General features: G+C 74.1%; 14 protein-coding genes. 7 read left to right on the forward strand and 7 right to left on the reverse strand.

The features are described 5' to 3' along the window. Window positions 1–50 precede the first annotated feature (50 nt). Entirely contained in the window at window positions 51–1,076 is a 1,026-nt protein-coding gene (locus tag IFT90_RS11585) for an LLM class flavin-dependent oxidoreductase (protein WP_192042392.1), read from the forward strand. 160 nt (window positions 1,077–1,236) lie between these two features. On the opposite strand, the gene IFT90_RS11590 is transcribed toward IFT90_RS11585, so the two are convergent. Further along, on the reverse strand, window positions 1,237–2,025 hold the full coding sequence (locus IFT90_RS11590) for a FadR/GntR family transcriptional regulator (RefSeq protein ID WP_192042393.1): 789 nt from the start codon (window positions 2,023–2,025) through the stop codon (window positions 1,237–1,239). A 94-nt stretch (window positions 2,026–2,119) separates the two neighbouring features. On the opposite strand from IFT90_RS11590, the gene IFT90_RS11595 reads away from it, so the two are divergent. From IFT90_RS11595 to IFT90_RS11605, 3 genes are read left to right on the forward strand one after another with little or no spacing between them, the layout of a single operon-like run. After that, window positions 2,120–3,022: a proline iminopeptidase-family hydrolase gene (locus tag IFT90_RS11595; RefSeq protein ID WP_244644935.1), complete on the forward strand. Its 903-nt coding sequence runs from the start codon at window positions 2,120–2,122 to the stop codon at window positions 3,020–3,022. Window positions 3,023–3,078: 56 nt separating this feature from the next. Further along, window positions 3,079–4,524: an APC family permease gene (locus IFT90_RS11600; protein ID WP_192042395.1), complete on the forward strand. Its 1,446-nt coding sequence runs from the start codon at window positions 3,079–3,081 to the stop codon at window positions 4,522–4,524. Next, window positions 4,521–5,534 (forward strand): acetamidase/formamidase family protein, encoded by a 1,014-nt coding sequence (locus IFT90_RS11605; protein ID WP_371812294.1) that lies wholly within the window; start codon window positions 4,521–4,523, stop codon window positions 5,532–5,534. The genes IFT90_RS11600 and IFT90_RS11605 overlap by 4 nt, the downstream gene beginning before the upstream one ends. A 93-nt stretch (window positions 5,535–5,627) precedes the next feature. Here IFT90_RS11605 and IFT90_RS11610 read toward each other — a convergent pair whose 3' ends face one another. From IFT90_RS11610 to IFT90_RS11620, 3 genes are all read right to left on the reverse strand, one after another. Further along, the gene (locus IFT90_RS11610) at window positions 5,628–6,326 is read right to left on the reverse strand and encodes a hypothetical protein (RefSeq protein ID WP_192042396.1); all 699 of its coding nucleotides are present in this window, start codon (window positions 6,324–6,326) and stop codon (window positions 5,628–5,630) included. A 160-nt stretch (window positions 6,327–6,486) separates the two neighbouring features. Then, a complete protein-coding gene (locus IFT90_RS11615) occupies window positions 6,487–7,644 on the reverse strand; it encodes a M20/M25/M40 family metallo-hydrolase (RefSeq protein WP_199861849.1) in 1,158 nt (385 codons plus the stop codon). Between the two features lie 115 nt (window positions 7,645–7,759). Then, a complete protein-coding gene (locus IFT90_RS11620) occupies window positions 7,760–8,368 on the reverse strand; it encodes a hypothetical protein (RefSeq protein ID WP_192042397.1) in 609 nt (202 codons plus the stop codon). 149 nt (window positions 8,369–8,517) lie between these two features. On the opposite strand from IFT90_RS11620, the gene IFT90_RS11625 reads away from it, so the two are divergent. Next, on the forward strand, window positions 8,518–9,747 hold the full coding sequence (locus tag IFT90_RS11625) for an exonuclease SbcCD subunit D C-terminal domain-containing protein (protein WP_192042398.1): 1,230 nt from the start codon (window positions 8,518–8,520) through the stop codon (window positions 9,745–9,747). Beyond that, the coding region (locus IFT90_RS17310) for an AAA family ATPase (RefSeq protein ID WP_192042574.1) at window positions 9,744–12,968 on the forward strand (3,225 nt) is incomplete at its 3' end. The genes IFT90_RS11625 and IFT90_RS17310, both read left to right, overlap by 4 nt. A gap of 156 nt (window positions 12,969–13,124) precedes the next feature. Here IFT90_RS17310 and IFT90_RS11635 read toward each other — a convergent pair. The 3 genes from IFT90_RS11635 to IFT90_RS11645 form a co-directional block, all read right to left on the reverse strand. Continuing rightward, the gene (locus IFT90_RS11635; RefSeq protein WP_123547128.1) at window positions 13,125–13,385 is read right to left on the reverse strand and encodes a DUF6458 family protein; all 261 of its coding nucleotides are present in this window, start codon (window positions 13,383–13,385) and stop codon (window positions 13,125–13,127) included. Between the two features lie 357 nt (window positions 13,386–13,742). Further along, window positions 13,743–14,537 carry a type I 3-dehydroquinate dehydratase gene (gene aroD, locus IFT90_RS11640; protein ID WP_192042399.1) on the reverse strand — a complete coding sequence of 265 codons (795 nt, stop codon included), beginning with the start codon at window positions 14,535–14,537 and terminating at the stop codon, window positions 13,743–13,745. Window position 14,538: 1 nt separating this feature from the next. Further along, window positions 14,539–15,510, reverse strand: coding sequence for a shikimate dehydrogenase (locus tag IFT90_RS11645; RefSeq protein WP_371812295.1), 972 nt, complete (start codon window positions 15,508–15,510; stop codon window positions 14,539–14,541). An 82-nt stretch (window positions 15,511–15,592) separates the two neighbouring features. Between IFT90_RS11645 and IFT90_RS11650 the strand changes: the two genes are divergently transcribed. Then, window positions 15,593–16,081 (forward strand): GNAT family N-acetyltransferase, encoded by a 489-nt coding sequence (locus IFT90_RS11650; RefSeq protein WP_192042401.1) that lies wholly within the window; start codon window positions 15,593–15,595, stop codon window positions 16,079–16,081. Window positions 16,082–16,142: the final 61 nt, after the last annotated feature.

The raw sequence follows: 16,142 nt of genomic DNA on the forward strand, positions 1-16,142 counted from the left end.
CCCCGGCGTGACGACGCGCGTGGCGCGGCCGCCCCTGCGAGACTCGGGACATGCCCGTACACGGTTCCCCGCTGCAGCGCCTCGGCTTCCTCACGATCGGGTCGTTCGACCCTGCGTCCCCGGCCGGCGGCCACGAGGACACGCTGCGCGTCATCGAGCGCGGCGAGCAGCTCGGCCTCGACAGCGCCTGGCTGCGGCACCGGCACCTGCAGCCCGGCATCTCGTCCCCCGTCGCGATCATGGCGGCCGCGTCGCAGCGCACCAGCCGCATCGAGCTCGGCACCGCCGTCACGCCGATCGGCGCCGAGAACCCGTTCCGCCTGGCGGAGGACCTCGGCACGGTCGACGTGCTGCTCGGCGGCCGCCTCAACCCCGGCTTCTCGACGGGCACGCCGATGAACTTCGACCTCTACCGCGACGCGATCTACCCCGACACCCTCGACCAGGAGGACCTCGGCCCCGACCGCCTCCTGCGCCTCCGCGACCTCGTCCGCGGCGACGTCGTCAGCGCCTCGCCGGGCCGCCGCGGCATCGAGGAGTTCAGCGACGTCGTGCAGCCGCACAGCCCCGGCCTCGTCGACCGGCTCTGGTGTGGCGTCGGCAGCACCCGGTCGGCGGTCTGGGCCGGCGAGCACGGGTTCCACCTGCTGGCGTCGAGCGTCACGAAGGCCGAGCAGGGCACGGACTTCGCGACGAACCAGCGCGCCCAGATCGACGCGTACCGCGACGCCCACCCGGCCGGCGCCTCCGCCCGGGTGTCACAGGGCCTCGTCGTCGTGCCGACCGACTCGGCGACCCCGGAGCAGCGCGCCCGCTACGCCGCGTACGCCGAGTCGCGCGCAGGACGGGTAGGCGTGCCGCAGGGCCCGGGACAGCTGCTGTTCGCCGCCGACCTGGTCGGCACCTCGGCCGAGATCGCCGACGCGCTGCACGCCGACCCGGCCTACCAGGCGGTCGACGAGGTCGCCTTCGCGCTGCCCTTCTCCCTCGAGCCGGACGACTACGCGCAGATCCTCACGGACCTCGCCGAGCACCTCGGGCCCGAGCTCGGCTGGGCTCCTGCGCCGACGCCCTGACGACCGCGTCCCCCTCCGCGCAGGCGCGATGAACCGCGTTCCGAACGATGAACCGCGTTCTATCCCCGTTCATGGTTCGGAACGCGGTTCGAGGCGAGAGAAGACCGGCCCTGGGCCTCTCGCGAGGCGGAACGGGTCGTGATGCGACCACAGCACGAGATCAGGCGCTGCCAGCGCCGCTGCCGCCGCCGCGCACCACGCGCTCGAGCAGCTCGAGGTCGATGCCGACGTGCGCCCGAGCGAGTGACGCCGCCTCACGTGCCCGCCCCGCGCTGATCGCGTCGACGATCGCCTCGTGCTCGGCGAGCGCGCGCAGCTCCATCTCGCGCATGCCGTCCCGACCGCCCCAGGGGTGGGCCGGCGCGGCGATGCTGACCCGCGCCTCCAGCTCGAACAGGACGTCGCGCAGGACGGCGTTGTGGGCGGCCTCGGCGATCGCGACGTGCAGCAGCTCGTCGGCCTTCTGCGAGGCGAGCCCCGAGTCGGCGGAGCGGTAGGCCTCGAGCCGGTCGCGCAGCAGGGCGACGTCGGCGTCCGTTCGGTTCTCGGCCGCCGCCTCCGCGACGGTGCCGTGCAAGCGGCCGATGGCCGCGCTCGTGTCGCTGAGGTCCGACCACCGGGCGGCGAGGGTGCGCTGCGCGACGGCGGACGTCGACCGGGCGTCCTGCTCGGGGCGGGAGTCCTGCGCGAGCACGAACGACCCGCCCCCGCGCCCGCGCTGCGTCTCGATCAGCCCCTGCTCGACGAGCCGCGCGAGAGCCTGCCGCACGGTCATGCGACCGACGCGCAGCGAGGTCGCGAGCTCGCGCTCGGCGGGGAGGCGCTGGCCGGGCAGGTACTCGCCGGTCGCGATCGCGGTGACGAGGCGGTCGGTGATGTCGTCGGCCCGGGTGGTCGGCTCGAGCGGCGCGTCGAGGGCGCCGGAGGCGGTCGTCTCGCTCGTCGTCATCCGCCCTGCCCCTGCCTGCGTCCGTTGTTACGTCCACGTTAAGTCACGAACAAAGGTCTTGGCACGAGACCTTTCCGGGTGCATGCTCTCTCGCATGTCCACGAGCACCGCCGACGTCCTCCCCTTCCGTGACGGCCACACCTGGCTCCAGGTGACCACGCCCGACGAGCCGCGCGCGGGCGCCCTGCCCCTCGTCGTGCTGCACGGCGGCCCCGGCATGGCGCACGACTACCTGCGGAACCTCGCGGCGCTCGCCGACGAGACCGGCCGCACGGTCGTCCACTACGACCAGTTCGGCTGCGGCCGCAGCAGCCACCGCCCCGGCGCCCCCGTCGAGACCTGGACCCCGGCGCTCTTCGTCGCCGAGTTCGACGCCGTCGTGGCGCACCTCGGCCTCGAGCGCTTCCACGTGCTCGGCCAGTCGTGGGGCGGCATGCTCGGCGCCGAGATCGCGGTGCGGCAGCCCGCGGGGCTCGCCAGCCTCGCGATCTGCAACTCGCCCGCCTCGATGCAGCTCTGGGTCGAGGGCGCGGCCGAGCTGCGGGCCCAGCTGCCGACCGACACGCAGGAGGCGCTGCAGCGTCACGAGGACGCCGGCACCACCACCGACCCCGAGTACCTCGCCGCGACGCAGGTCTTCTACGAGCGCCACGTCTGCCGTGTGGTCCCGATGCCCCAGGACTTCGTCGACAGCGAGGAGCAGATGGAGGCCGAGCCGACGGTCTACCACACGATGAACGGGCCGAACGAGTTCCACGTCATCGGCACGATGCGCGACTGGAGCATCGTCGACCGGCTGCCGCGCGTGTCCGCCCCGACCCTCGTCGTGGCCGGCGAGCACGACGAGGCGACGCCCGCCACCTGGCAGCCCTTCGTCGACGGCATCGCCGACGTCCGCTCGCACGTCTTCGCCGGAGCCAGCCACTGCAGCCACCTCGAGCAGCCCGAGGAGTTCCGCCGCGTCGTCGCGGCGTTCTTCGCGGCGCACGAGTCCTGAACCACCCCCACCGCACCTCCTCGTCGTTCACCCGCCTCGACCCGAGAAGAGACACCATGTCCGAGAAGACCGCGTCACCCGAGCTGAGCAACCAGCAGCAGCTCGAGCAGTACGGCTACAAGCAGGAGCTGAAGCGGTCGGTCTCGACCGTCGACCTGCTCATCTACGGCCTGATCTTCATGGTGCCCATCGCGCCGTGGGCGATCTTCGGCACCGTCTACAACGCGTCGTCGGGCATGGTGCCCCTGGTCTACCTCGTGGGCCTCGTCGCGATGATCTTCACGGCGCTCGCCTATGCGCAGATGGCCAAGTCGATCCCGCTCGCCGGCTCGGTCTTCTCGTACGTCGGCCGGGGCATCCACCCGATCGCCGGGTTCTTCGCCGGCTGGGCGATCCTGCTCGACTACCTGCTCGTGCCGACGCTGCTCTACGTGTTCGCGGCCGAGTCGATGATCGGCATCTTCCCGGGCAGCGCCCGCTGGATGTGGGCGCTGATCTTCGTCGCGATCAACACCGCGGTGAACCTGCTCGGCATCAGCTCGATCAAGATGATGAACCGCGTGTTCCTCGCGATCGAGGTCGTCTTCATCGCGATCTTCGTCATCATCGCCGTGGTCGCGCTGAACAACGGCACCATCCCCGGCGCGGAGTTCACGACCGACCCGATCTGGGACTCCAGCAAGGTCACCGCGCCCCTCATCGCCTCGGCGCTGTCGATCGCGGTGCTGAGCTTCCTGGGCTTCGACGGCATCTCGACCCTCTCGGAGGAGAGCACCGGCAAGCGAGGAGGCGCGGGCAAGGCGATGATCATCGCCCTGTTCATCGTGGCGTTCTGCTTCGTGCTGCAGACCTGGCTGGCGAGCGCGCTGGCGGGGGGCCGGGACTCGTTCCCCGAGGGCGAGGCCGGCAACGCGTTCTTCGACCTGGTCAGGGCCGCGTCGAACAGCGGCTGGGCGACGGCGTTCTTCGTCGTGAACGTGCTCGCGGTGGGCATCGCGAACGCGATGGCGGCGCAGGCCGCGACCTCGCGCCTCTTGTTCTCGATGAGCCGGGACAAGCAGCTGCCCGCGTTCCTCTCGAAGATCAACACGCGCAAGGTGCCGCAGGCCGCGATCCTCGTCGTCTCGGCGCTGTCGGCCGTGCTCGTTCTGTTCTTCGTCGGGCAGATCAACGTGATCGCGTCGCTGGTGAACTTCGGCGCGCTGTTCGGCTTCATGCTGCTGCACGTCTCGGTCGTCGTGCACTACGTCGTCAAGAAGAAGTCGCGCAACTGGCTGCTGCACCTCGTCGTGCCCGTGGTCGGGTTCCTGATCATCGGCTACGTGCTCGTCAACGCGGCCCCCGAGGCGAAGATCGGCGGGCTGATCTGGCTCGTGCTCGGCGCGGGCGTGTTCCTGTACTACCGCAGCCGAGGAGGCGCCGCCCCGACCCTGGGACAGGGCGCCGACGACGCCGCGGTCGCGTCGACCCCGGCCACCGACTCCGAGCGGCACGACGCGTGAGCGGCGGCGACCTGAACGACCCGGCCCTCTCGGGCGGTCGTGACGATCTCGGCGAGGCGGCCCCCGCCTCCTCGGGGCAGCTCGTCGGCATCGACCACTTCCTCGGCAACGAGCTCGGCCGCCCCGGCTTCACCGCCTCCGTCGAGCCGGTGCTGCGGATCACGCCGGGCACCGGCGAGACGATCGGCTTCGAGACGAGCGACGCGGTCTATGCCGAGCTGCACGGGCACCACGACCTCGCGCAGCTGTCGGTGCCGATCAACCCGGTCACCGGGCCGGTGTACGTCGAGGGAGCGATGCCCGGCGACGCCCTCGCCGTGACGGTGCACGACATCCGGCTGGTCGACCGCGGCTGGTCGGTCAGTCTGCCCGGCTCAGGAGCGCTGCAGCACGTGATGGGCGACGAGATGTTCACCCGGCGCGTGCCGATCGACGCCGACGGGGTGCACGTGACGTCGCGGCACACCTTCGCGGCGCGGCCGATGATCGGCTGCATGGGCACCGCACCCGCCGAGGGCGAGAACTCGACGATCATGCCGGCGTACCCGCAGGGCGGCAACATGGACGTCACCGAGAACACGATCGGCTCGACCGTCTACCTGCCGGTGATGATCGAGGGCGCGTACCTCTCGATCGGCGACGTGCACGCGATCATGGCCGAGGGCGAGTCGTCGTTCGTGGCGATCGAGGCGCAGGGCACCGCGGTCGTCTCGATCGACCTCGTGAAGGGCCTCGGGCTCCGGGCGCCGCGGATCGAGACGGCCGACGACTGGATCTTCGTCGGCCTCGGCGACCCCGTGCAGGAGAGCGTCCGGCGGGGCTACGAGGACGCGTTCGCGTTCCTCGTCGACGACCACGGCTGGTCGCGGGGAGACGCCTACGCCGTGCTCAGCGCGGTCGGGCACTCCCGGCTGGGCGGGCCGACGGGGTCGGTCGCGCCCGACCCGCTGCACCCGTTCGCGGCGGTCGGCGCGGTGACGCTGCACCGCGTGCCGAAGAGCGTGCTGTAGCCGCGCCGAGCTGCACCGCTTCGAACCGCGTTCCGTTCAGAGAACCCCGTTGCTCGAGGGTTCTCTGAACGGAACGCGGTTCGTCGCGAAGGGTCAGCTCTCGAGGTGCGCGAGCATCGAGCCGATCAGGTCGTTCGTGGGCACGTTGTACTGCTCGACGGCGATGTAGAGGTCGCCCCGGACGAACCAGGTGTGAGCCGCCTCGACCGGGTACTGCTCGACCTCGATCGGCTGCTGGCAGAGCTGGCCGCCGTGCGCGTCCTCGCAGGTGGCGCCCGCAGCGGTGACCTGATCGAGCAAGGAGGCGGCGGTCGGCTGGTCGAGACGGCCGAGGATCACGCCGATGCCGGTGATGTCGGCGGCGGGGTCGCGCCAGAAGCAGTCGAGCTCGGCGGCGGCGTCGACGATCTGGAACGGCTGCGCTCCGGCCTCGGGGACGGTCGCCGTCCGTGAGCCCCTGGCGGTGCCGTCACGACGCGGGAACTCGACCGGGTTGAGCGGGGTGCTGCCGAACGTGGCGGCGTAGGTGGCCCCGTCGACGATCTGGGTGCAGTCGGTCGGGATGGTCACGACGGGCGCGGCGGTCTCCGTCTCGGCGGGCTCCGTCGGCTCTGCCGTGGGCGACGACGTCTCGCCCGGCGTCTCCGTCGGGGTCGGGACGGCCACGGTCTCGGTCGGCCCCGCCGTGACGTCGTCGCCGGACGCGCCGCCGGCGCACCCGGTGAGCCCGATCAGCGTGGCGGCCACGAAGGCGGCGGCCCCCAGCGTCGTGCTGTGTCGTCGGTTCGTCATGGCGTTCCCCCTGCTGTCGTCTGCGGTGCCGTGCGCCCGTCGGTACGGGTGCCTGCGCCCACGGTAGCGAGCACGAGGAGGCGCACCGTCCTCCCCGAGGATGACGGGGCCGCCTGCCCGGTCACGATCCGATCACGCTGCCCGCGTGCCCGGCGAGTGCCTACGCCAGCTCGACGAACAGCGCCGAGACGAACTCGGTGCGCTCGACCATGCCGCCGAGGCTGATCCACTCGTGGCGGGCGTGGGCGCCGCCGCCGACCCCGCCGACGCCGTCGAGCACCGCGCAGCCGAGCGCCGCGGCGAAGTTGCCGTCGCTGGCGCCGCCCACCGACACCTCGCGCAGCTCGAAGCCGAGCGAGTCGGCCACGGCGGCGGCGCGTCCGTAGAGCGCGGCCGTCGCCTCCGTGCGCTCCATCGGCGGCCGGTTCCAGCCGCCGGCCACCTCGACGCGGGCGACCGGGTCGTGCGGCGCGAGGGCGGCGAAGATGGCCTCGACCCGCGCGGCCTCGTCCGCCGACGTGACCCGCACGTCGACCGAGGCGCGGGCGTGGCCGGCGCGGACGTTGGTGCGGGTGCCGCCCTGCACGATGCCGACGTTGAGCGAGGTGCCCGCGTCGATGTCGGCGGCGCCGTGCAGCTGCAGGATGATCCGGGCCATCTCGTCGACGGCGCTCGCGCCCGAGCGCGGGTGCAGACCGGCGTGCACCTCGACGCCGAACGTCTCGACCTCGAAGATGCCGACGCCCTTGCGGGCGGTCTTGACGGCGCCCTCCGCAGCGGACTCGAAGACGAGCACCGCGCCTCCTCGGGATACCTCGGCCTCGATGGCGGTGCGCGACGCGAGGCTGCCGATCTCCTCGTCGCCGTTGAGCAGCAGCCGGACGCCCGGCCGGGGCAGCCCCAGGGCGTCGGAGGCGGCGATCGCGTGCCCGAGCTGGATCAGCCCCGACTTCATGTCGAAGACCCCGGGGCCGGTCATGTGGTCGCCGTCGATCGTGACGGGCCACTCGGCGAGGGTGCCCTCGGACCAGACGGTGTCGTAGTGGCAGAGCGCCGAGACCCACTCGGCCGAGCCGGTGGGCGACGGGTACTCGAGGGTGACGGTGTCGCCGTAGCCCTCGACGACGTGGACGCGGCGCTCGGCGGGCGGGCCCACGGTGCGGCCGAGCCAGTGCTCGATCCACTCGAGGCCGCGGGCGAGCAGGTCGACGTCGTCGGAGGGCGTCTCGAGCGACGCGTAGGTGACCAGGTCGGCGACCATCGCCTCGCGCCGCTGCTCGATGCGCTCGCGCAGGGCGGTGATGTCGAGGTCTGTCACGGTGGTGCCTCCGGGGGAGTGGCGGCGCGGACGCCGACGTCGCTCGCCAAGAGGACGCACCCCCAGGGTAGGAGGCGCGGGTCGTGACCGCCCGCCCGCCTCCTGCGCGCACGGGTCAGGGCGCGTGCTCGCCCGGGGCCGGCGGCTGCAGGACGACCTGCTCGGCGCCCTCGCGGTCGAGCGTGCCGGGGAAGTTGTAGCGGCCGAACGCGCCGGTCGGATCGTGCGGGCTGACTGGCCGGGCGATCCGCGAGCCGCGGATCACGGCGAGCAGCAGCTCTCGCCGCTCGTCGTCGAGGACGGGCTCGGCGCGGTCCCGCAGCAGGACGGACGCCTTGCGTCCCTTCTCCTGCCCGAACCTCAGCAGCAGCCCCGAGGCGTCGTCGTTCGACAGGGGCCTGAGCTCGGCCGAGTCGACCTGCTCGAACGCGAGCACCCGGCCGCGGATCCGGAGGCGCTTCCCCACGACGTCGACCGCGAACGGTCGTGAGAGGCGCAGCACGACGTTCCAGGTGATCGCGGCCGCCGTGCTCCAGCCGACGAACCAGATCGGCACCGTGATCAGGCCCCAGGTCTGGAACGGCGACTCGCCCGACTTCGAGAAGAAGGCGCTCGCCGTGCCGACGAGCACCGCGATCGGCAACGCTGTCCGCATCCCCCGGAGGAACGCCCGCTGCTTGGGGGCGTCGGCGAACTCGACCCAGGTGCCGGCGTCGTCGGACATGCGCTCGAGGGTACGGGAACGGTGCCGGGCGAGTGCCGATGTCCCAGCGAGCGTCCCTGCGGTGTCGGCGGTGTCGGCGGCCGCCGATACAGTGACGGCGATCTGACGACGGCCGTCACGGCCACACCGACCACGACGAGAGGGCGACCGTGCGCATCCTGCACACCAGCGACTGGCACCTCGGGCGCACCCTGCACGGGGTCGACCTGCTCGAGCACCAGGCCGCGTTCGTCGACCACCTCGTCTCGCTCGTGGCCGAGCGCGACGTCGACGTCGTCGTGGTGGCGGGCGACGTGTACGACCGGGCCGTCCCCTCGGTGCCGAGCGTCCGCCTCCTCGGCTCGGCCCTGCGGCGCCTGAGCGATCACGCCGTCGTCATCGTGACCCCGGGCAACCACGACAGCGCCGTGCGGCTCGGCTTCGCGGCCGAGCTGATGCGGCCGGGACTGCACGTGCTCGCCTCGGTCGAGGCCCTCGACCGGCCCGTCGTCGTCGCCGACGAGCACGGGCCGGTCGCGTTCTACGGGCTGCCGTACCTGGACCCCGACACGGTCCGGCACACGCTGGCGCTGGGTGTCGGTGCGGGTGCCGGCGAGGATGCGAGCCTCGGTGCCGATGCGGGGCCCGGCCCCGCCGCCGAGCGCCTGCCGTTGCCGAGGTCGCACGAGGCCGTCGTCGCGGCCGCGATGGACAGGGTGCGCGCCGACCTCGCCTCGCGCCCCGGCACCCGTTCGGTCGTCGTCGCGCACGCCTTCGTCAGCGGGGGCGAGGCCAGCGAGAGCGAGCGCGACATCCGGGTCGGCGGGGTCGACTCGGTGCCCTCGGCCGTGCTCGACGGCGTCGACTACGTGGCCCTGGGGCACCTCCACGGCGCCCAGCGCATCGGCGCGTCCCGCGGCGAGCGACCCGTGATCCGGTACTCGGGCTCGCCCGTGGCCTTCTCGTTCGGCGAGCTCGGGCACGTCAAGTCGACCGCGCTCGTCGACCTCGACGCTGGGGGAGGCGCGACGGTCGAGCTCGTGCCTGCTCCCGTCCCGCGCCGGCTCGCGGAGGTGACCGACACCCTCGAGCACCTGCTCGACGGCCGACACGACGGCCTGCGCGACGCGTGGCTGCGCGTGCACGTGACCGACCCGGTCCATCCCGAGCGCCTGTACAGCCGGGTCAAGGCGCACTTCCCGCACGCGCTCGTCGTGCTGCACGAGCCGGTCGGCGCCGTCGACGCCCCCGCACTCCGCCTCGTGACTGCCGAGACCGATCCGCTCGAGGTGGCCGCCGACTTCGTCGCCTTCGCCTCGGGCGGCGCCGCGACCGACGCCGAGCTCGCGGCCGTGCGGCACGCCTACGAGACCGCCCGCAGCGCCGAGGAGTCCGCGTGAACCTGCACCGCCTCACCCTCCGCGCCATCGGGCCGTACGCGGGCGAGCACACGGTCGACTTCGCCGAGCTGGGCGCGTCCGGCACCTTCCTGCTCGAAGGGCCGACGGGCGCGGGCAAGTCGACGGTGATCGATGCCATCGTCTTCGCGCTGTACGGGTCGCTGGCCGGCGAGGGTGCGAGCCGCGACCGGCTGCGCAGCCACCACGCCGCCCCCGACGTCGAGCCGTTCGTCGAGCTCGTCTTCGAGACCGCCGCGGGCATCCACCGGGTGAGGCGCACCCCGGCCTGGCGGCGGCCGAAGAAGACCGGCACGGGCACGACCCCGGCGAACGCCACGGCGACCCTCGTCCGCCTGACGTCTCCCGACGCGACCGGCGGCGAGCCGGTCTCGACCAGCACGCAGGAGGTGGGTGGCGAGATCGGACGCATCCTCGGCCTGACGCGCCAGCAGTTCGTGCAGACGGTCGTGCTGCCCCAGGGCGAGTTCGCCGCGTTCCTCCGCTCGACGGGAGAGGAGCGTCGCACGATGCTCCAGTCGCTCTTCGGCACCGAGATCTACGAGGCGACGACGGCGCAGCTCGTCGAGGCTCGGCGTTCGGCGAACACCGAGGTGGCCGCCGCCGACCACGCCGTCGAGCTCGGCTGGGCGCGCCTGCGCGAGGCCGCCGGCGTCGGCAGCGACGACGAGCTCGGGGGCGCTCATGACGAGCCCGCACAGGGTGGCTCCGCGCTCGACGGCGACGCAACCCAGGGTGACGGGGCGTCCGACGCCGACGCCGACGCCGCGATCGTCGTCGTCCGTGACCTCGCCGCGCGACTGGACGCCGGGCCCGACTCCGACCCGGACGCGGTCCTCGCCGACCTCGTGGCGGCGGCCGCCACGGCGCAGTCGCTCCGTGACCGGCGGGCAGCCCGTCGCGACGAGCTGAGGTCGACCCTCGACGCACGACGTCGGCTCCGTGAGGCCCTCGACCGTCGGGCCGCGCTGCTCGTCCGCGCCGCCCAGCTCGAGGCCGCCGAGCCGGCCGTCCACGAGGCGCGTGACGACCTCGACGCTGCCGCCCGTGCCGACCTCGTCACGGGAGCAGCCCGAGGTGCAGCCAGAGCTGAGGAGGCGGTCCGTGCGACGGCGGACGAGCTCGCCCGGGCTGCGCGCGCGGCCTCCGCAGCCGGGGTAGCCGCTGCCGGCGCCGCTGGTGCCGACGCTCGACCCGACGCCGCCGCCGCCGCTGAAGCCTCGAGCGTGCCCGCCGCCCCCGCCGCCGCCCCCGCCCCCGATGCCGATGCCGCCCCCGCCCCCGACCTCGACCCCGACGCGGCCGCGCTGGTGGCCGAGCGCGACCGGCTCCGGTCCGAGCTGGCCCTGCTCGCCGAGACGGCCAAGGTCGAGGCGGCGCTGCCGGCGCGGCGAACCGCCGTCGAGTCGACCCAGGCGCGACTGTCCGCACTCGACGAGGCCCGTGCTGCCGCCGACGCCGAGCTCGCCGGTCGGCCCGAGGCCCGCGAGGTGCTCGAGGCCGAGCGCGACGATGCCGCCCGTCGAGCAGGAGGCCGCCCCGCGGCCGAACAGGCGCTGGCGACCGCCGAGCAGCAGGCCGCCGCCCTCGACCGCGTCGCGGTCCTCGAGCGGGACGCGGAGCAGGCCGCGACGGCGCTCGCGTCCGCCAGCCGCGACGCGGTCTCGGCCGTCGAGGCCGAGTCGGCCCTGCGCCTCCGCCAGATCGCCGGGCTCGCGGGCCAGCTCGCGACGACGCTCTCGGCGGGTGAGCCCTGCCCGGTCTGCGGCTCCGTCGAGCACCCGGCCCCGGCTGCCCTCACCCCCGAGCACCCGAGCGACGACGACGCCGACCTCGCCGCCGCTCGTGCCCGGTCGGCGCAGGACGCGCAGCGCCGCGCGGCCGAGCTCGCCTCCGCCGCCGAGGCCCGACATGACGACGCGCGCACGGCTCTCGACGGCCTCGATGTCGACGCTGCCCGGGTGGTGGTCGACGCTGCCCGGCTGCTGGTGCGCGAGGCCGTGGCCGCCGAGCAGGTCCTCGCGGCGGCCGAGCGCGCGCTCGTCGCGTTCGACGCCGACACCGAGCGTCGCCGGTCGGCTCTCGCCGTGGTCCTGACCGAGCACGCGACCCTGGCCGAGCGTCTCGTCGGCGAGCAGCGGCGACTCGACGACGACGCGGCCGTGGTCGGGGCCGCGCTGGCGGGGGCAGGCGAGTCCGTCGCCGGCATCGTCGCCGAGCGTCGGGCCCGCGCCGAGGCCGCCGAGCGCCTCCTGCGCGCCGTCGACGCCCACGGGACCGCCGTCGACGCGCGAGCCCAACGCGCGGCAGAGCTGGCCGCTGCCCTCGCCGAGTCGGGCTTCGACGACGCCGCGGCCGCGGCGCGCGCCGTGCTGCCGGCGCCCGAGCGTGACGCGCTGCGCACCCGGGTCGGACGGCACGAGGCCGACCTCGCCGTCGTCGCCTCCGGGCTGGCCGAGCCCGAGGTCGCCGGTCTGTCCGGCGACGAGGAGGTCGACGTCGACTCCGCCGTCGAGTCGCTGGCCGCGGCCGAGGCCGCCCTCGCCGGGGCAGCCGAGCTCGCGACCCGGCGTGCCGCACGGGCGACCGCGTCGGCGGCGGCCCTCGACGACCTCCGACGTGCGCAGCGGGCCGGGGCCGAGGTCGCCGACGAGGCCCGGGCCGTCGTGCGGATGGCCGACCTCGCCAGCGCGACCGGCTCCGTCAACGTCAAGGGCGTGACCCTCGGCACCTACGTGCTGCTGCGACGCTTCGACGACGTGGTCGCCGCGGCCAACGCCCGGCTCGGCGTCATGTCGAGCGGCCGGTACGCGCTGGAGGCGTCGGACGAGCGCGAGCAGCGGTCACGATCGCGTCGGGTGGGCCTCGCCCTCGCGATCCGCGACCACGCGACCGACACGACACGCGACCCCGCGAGCTTCTCGGGCGGCGAGACCTTCTACGCGTCGCTCAGCCTGGCGCTCGGGCTCGCCGACGTCGTGCAGGCCGAGGCCGGCGGGCTCGAGCTCGGCACCCTCTTCGTCGACGAGGGCTTCGGCTCGCTCGACCCCGAGACCCTCGACGCGGTGATGACCGAGCTCGGGCGCCTGTCCGACACGGGTCGCGTGATCGGCATCGTCAGCCACGTCGACGAGCTCAAGCAGCGCATCGCCGACCGCATCGAGGTGCGACGGCAGCCGGACGGCTCGTCGGTGCTGCGCACCNCCTGACCGCGGCTGGCTGCGCCCGAGCCTGAGCCCGAGCCCGGCGCACAGGGACGGGCGGGTCCGTCGCGACCGGGCGCTCGTGAGCGCCCGCCCGGGACGAACCCGCCCGTGGATGTTCATCGACCCCGGGAGGGTGCGTGTCGGCAGAGCCGGTCAGACGACCGGGCCGCCGCCGTCCTGCGTCGAGCGACGCGTGACCTGCTCGCCGCTGGCCGGGTCGACGGCCGTGCGCGCCTCGGTCACGGTGCGGCGACGACGCGTCGCGAACACGATGCCGAGGATCGTCACGAGGACGCCCGCCGCGATGAGGATGTAGCCGATCAGCATGATGTCGATGCCCGCGACCTGGAAGTCCAGGGCGTACGCGAGGATCGCGCCGATCACGATCAAGGCGATTCCGCCGCCGATGCTCATGGTGTCTCCTTCGTCGAGCGGGGGAGTGTCCACCGCGGTGGGCCACGGTACCGACGCCGCGCCTCCTGCGTCACCCCTTCTTCGGGCGTGCACGGGGGCAGACGGCGCCACGGGGGCGACGACCGTCGCACAAGTACGTCGGGAGACCTCCTCCCGCCGGGCCGCGTCCTCGCGGTATCCTCAACTCACTTCGGCGGGTACCCGGCCCTGGAGTCCCTGTTCAGCGACGTCCGTCGCTCGTGTTTCCCGGTGTGGGACACAGGGCCGGGTCCGTCGGAGCCCACGGTGCGCAGCCCGCCCCGTCCCCGGCCTCAGCCCCCGCAGCCCGCAGCCCGCAGCCCGCAGCCCGCGCGCGGCTCACGCCTCGGGCGTCGTCGCTCCGTGCAGCAGCTCCAACGCCGAGCGCACGCCCGCCGCGTCGAGCTGCCCGGGCGCGCTCGCCCCGTCCGCCGTCGCCGCGGCGAACGTGAGGCACGACCCGAAGGTCTCGCCGACGAGCCGGGACGCCGCGCCGAGCGGGCCCATCGACATGGTGATCGCCGGCACGAGGCCGGGGCCCGACCGGAAGTCGTCCGTCGCCGCGAGCAGGGTGAGCACGTCGGCCGGGCTCGCGGGCATCGCGGCGAGCTTCACGACGTCGGCGCCGTGCTCCTGCTGCTGCAGCAGGCGCGAGAGGATCTCGGCCCGCGGCGGCGTGCCCGCGAAGTCGTGCGACGACATGACGACGACGACGCCGGCGTGGTGCGCGGTCTCGACCACCGCCTCCCGGATGTCGGGCTGCGTGAACATCTCGACGTCGACCGCGTCGACGCCCCCGTCGCGGATCGTGCGGGTGAGCAGGTCGCCGTACTCCTCGGGCGTGATGTCGCGGTCGCCGCCCTCCTGCTTCGTGCGGAACGTGAACAGCACGGGGACGTCGTCGGGCAGCGCGGCCCGGACGGCCGCGACCGCCTCGCGGACCTTCTCGGCGTCGTCGACGGCCGTGAGGTGGTCGACCCGCAGCTCGACGAGGTCGTAGGAGGCGCGGGTCAGCTGGCCGGCAGCCTCGCCGAGCGCCGAGGCGGTCCGGGCGATCAGGGGAACGCACACCGCGGGCCGGCCGTCGCCGAGCACGAGCGACCGCAGCGTCGCGGGCTGGGGCGTCGGGCGCACGTCAGGCCACCGGCGAGGTCGTCGTGGCGGCGGAGACGATGGCGGCGTCCGCAGTGCTCGCCGCGGTCGCGGCCGTCGCCGCGGTCGAGCCCGTCTCCGGCAGGCCGACCGCGGCGCGCATGGCGGCGCGCACGCGGTCCTCGTCGTCGAGCCGCTCCTCCTGCGCTCGTCCGGTGAAGAGGCGCACCTGCGACACCGCCTGCTCGAACAGCATGTCGAGCCCGCTGAACGCGATGCCGCCGTCGGCCGACCAGGTCGACGCGACGCGGGTCGGCCACGGCTCGTAGGCGACGTCGAACAGGATCGACGACCCGCTCCGCGGACGCAGCGGGAGGTCGTCGGCGACCCCGCCGGGCAGGGTGCTGATGACGAAGTCGAGCGGAGCCAGCGTGCCGAGCTCGGTCAGGGGCGCGATGCTGATGTCGCCGCCCAGCTCGCTGGCCAGCGAGGTCAGCTCGCCGGCACGCATGGGGTTCCGCAGGTGCACCGAGAACGAGCGGGCTCCGAGCTGCCACGCGGCCCACATGGCCGAGGAGGCGGTGGCCCCGCCACCGAGGATCGTCGCGCTCTCGGGGCGCGCGTCGTGGTGCGCCTCGACCGTGCGGACGATGCCGTCGACGTCGGTGTTGTGGCCGTGGCGGCGTCCGTCGTCGTCGATGACGACCGTGTTGGCCACGCCGAGCGACAGGGCGAGCGGCGAGACCGTGTCGAGCAGGGGGAGGACCTCGCGCTTGAGCGGCATCGTGAGGCTCAGTCCGCGCCAGGGTCGGTCGCCGGTGTCGCCGGTGCCGGTGCCGCCGGTGGTCCCGGCCAGGAACTGCTCGAGCTCGCCCGAGGCGACCTCCGCGCGGTCGTAGTGCCAGTCGAGCCCGAGCTCCGCGTAGGCCGCCCGGTGGAGGGCGGGCGACAGGGAGTGGGCGATCGGCGAGCCGAGCACGGCCAGGCGGCGGGGAGCAGCGGACAAATCGGGCACCTCTCTGACGGCGGACGGACGCGACACAGTATGCCCGGGCCCCCTGGGCCGTCCCTCCTCCCGTCCGTGCCAGCATCGTCGGATGCAGATCCGTCCCTTCGCCCCCGCCGACACCGAGGCCGTCGTCGCCCTCTGGCACGAGTGTGGCCTCACGCGCCCCTGGAACGACCCGCACCGCGACATCGAGCGCAAGCTCGCGGTGCAGCCCGAGCTGTTCCTCGTCGGCACCGAGCTCGTCGAGCCGGGCGCCGCGGACGGCGACGGCGTCGCCGAGAGCGACGGCACCGGCGGCGGCGGCAGCCCCGAGGAGGTGGTGGTCGCGACCGCCATGGCCGGTCACGAGGGCCACCGCGGCTGGCTCTGGTACGTCGCCGTCGCGCCCGGGCACCGCGGCGGCGGACGCGCCCGTCAGATCGTCGCCGAGGCGGAGCGGCTCCTCACGGAGGCCGGCTGCCCGAAGGTGATGCTGATGGTGCGGTCCGGCAACGACGCCGCCGCGACCACGTGGGGCAGCCTCGGCTACGAGGCGGACGACGTCGTCGTCTACGGCAAGCGCCTCATCGCGGACTGAGTCGCGCCCTCGGCGAGCGGCAGGCCTGCGCGGCCGACGGGCACCCGCCGTGCGGCCGACG

It is taken from the genome of Frigoribacterium sp. CFBP 8766, from assembly GCF_014841435.1.
Classification (GTDB): domain Bacteria; phylum Actinomycetota; class Actinomycetes; order Actinomycetales; family Microbacteriaceae; genus Frigoribacterium.

Excerpts from the sequence above, each read along its gene's own strand:
- IFT90_RS11620 (WP_192042397.1), bottom strand. The coding sequence starts at position 8,368 with ATGTCCGACGACGCCGGCACCTGGGTCGAGTTCGCCGACGCCCCCAAG.
- IFT90_RS11635 (WP_123547128.1), bottom strand. The coding sequence starts at position 13,385 with ATGAGCATCGGCGGCGGAATCGCCTTGATCGTGATCGGCGCGATCCTC.
- IFT90_RS11610 (WP_192042396.1), bottom strand. The coding sequence starts at position 6,326 with ATGACGAACCGACGACACAGCACGACGCTGGGGGCCGCCGCCTTCGTG.
- IFT90_RS11590 (WP_192042393.1), bottom strand. The coding sequence starts at position 2,025 with ATGACGACGAGCGAGACGACCGCCTCCGGCGCCCTCGACGCGCCGCTC.
- IFT90_RS11650 (WP_192042401.1), top strand. The coding sequence starts at position 15,593 with ATGCAGATCCGTCCCTTCGCCCCCGCCGACACCGAGGCCGTCGTCGCC.
- IFT90_RS11585 (WP_192042392.1), top strand. The coding sequence starts at position 51 with ATGCCCGTACACGGTTCCCCGCTGCAGCGCCTCGGCTTCCTCACGATC.
- IFT90_RS11595 (WP_244644935.1), top strand. The coding sequence starts at position 2,120 with ATGTCCACGAGCACCGCCGACGTCCTCCCCTTCCGTGACGGCCACACC.
- IFT90_RS11600 (WP_192042395.1), top strand. The coding sequence starts at position 3,079 with ATGTCCGAGAAGACCGCGTCACCCGAGCTGAGCAACCAGCAGCAGCTC.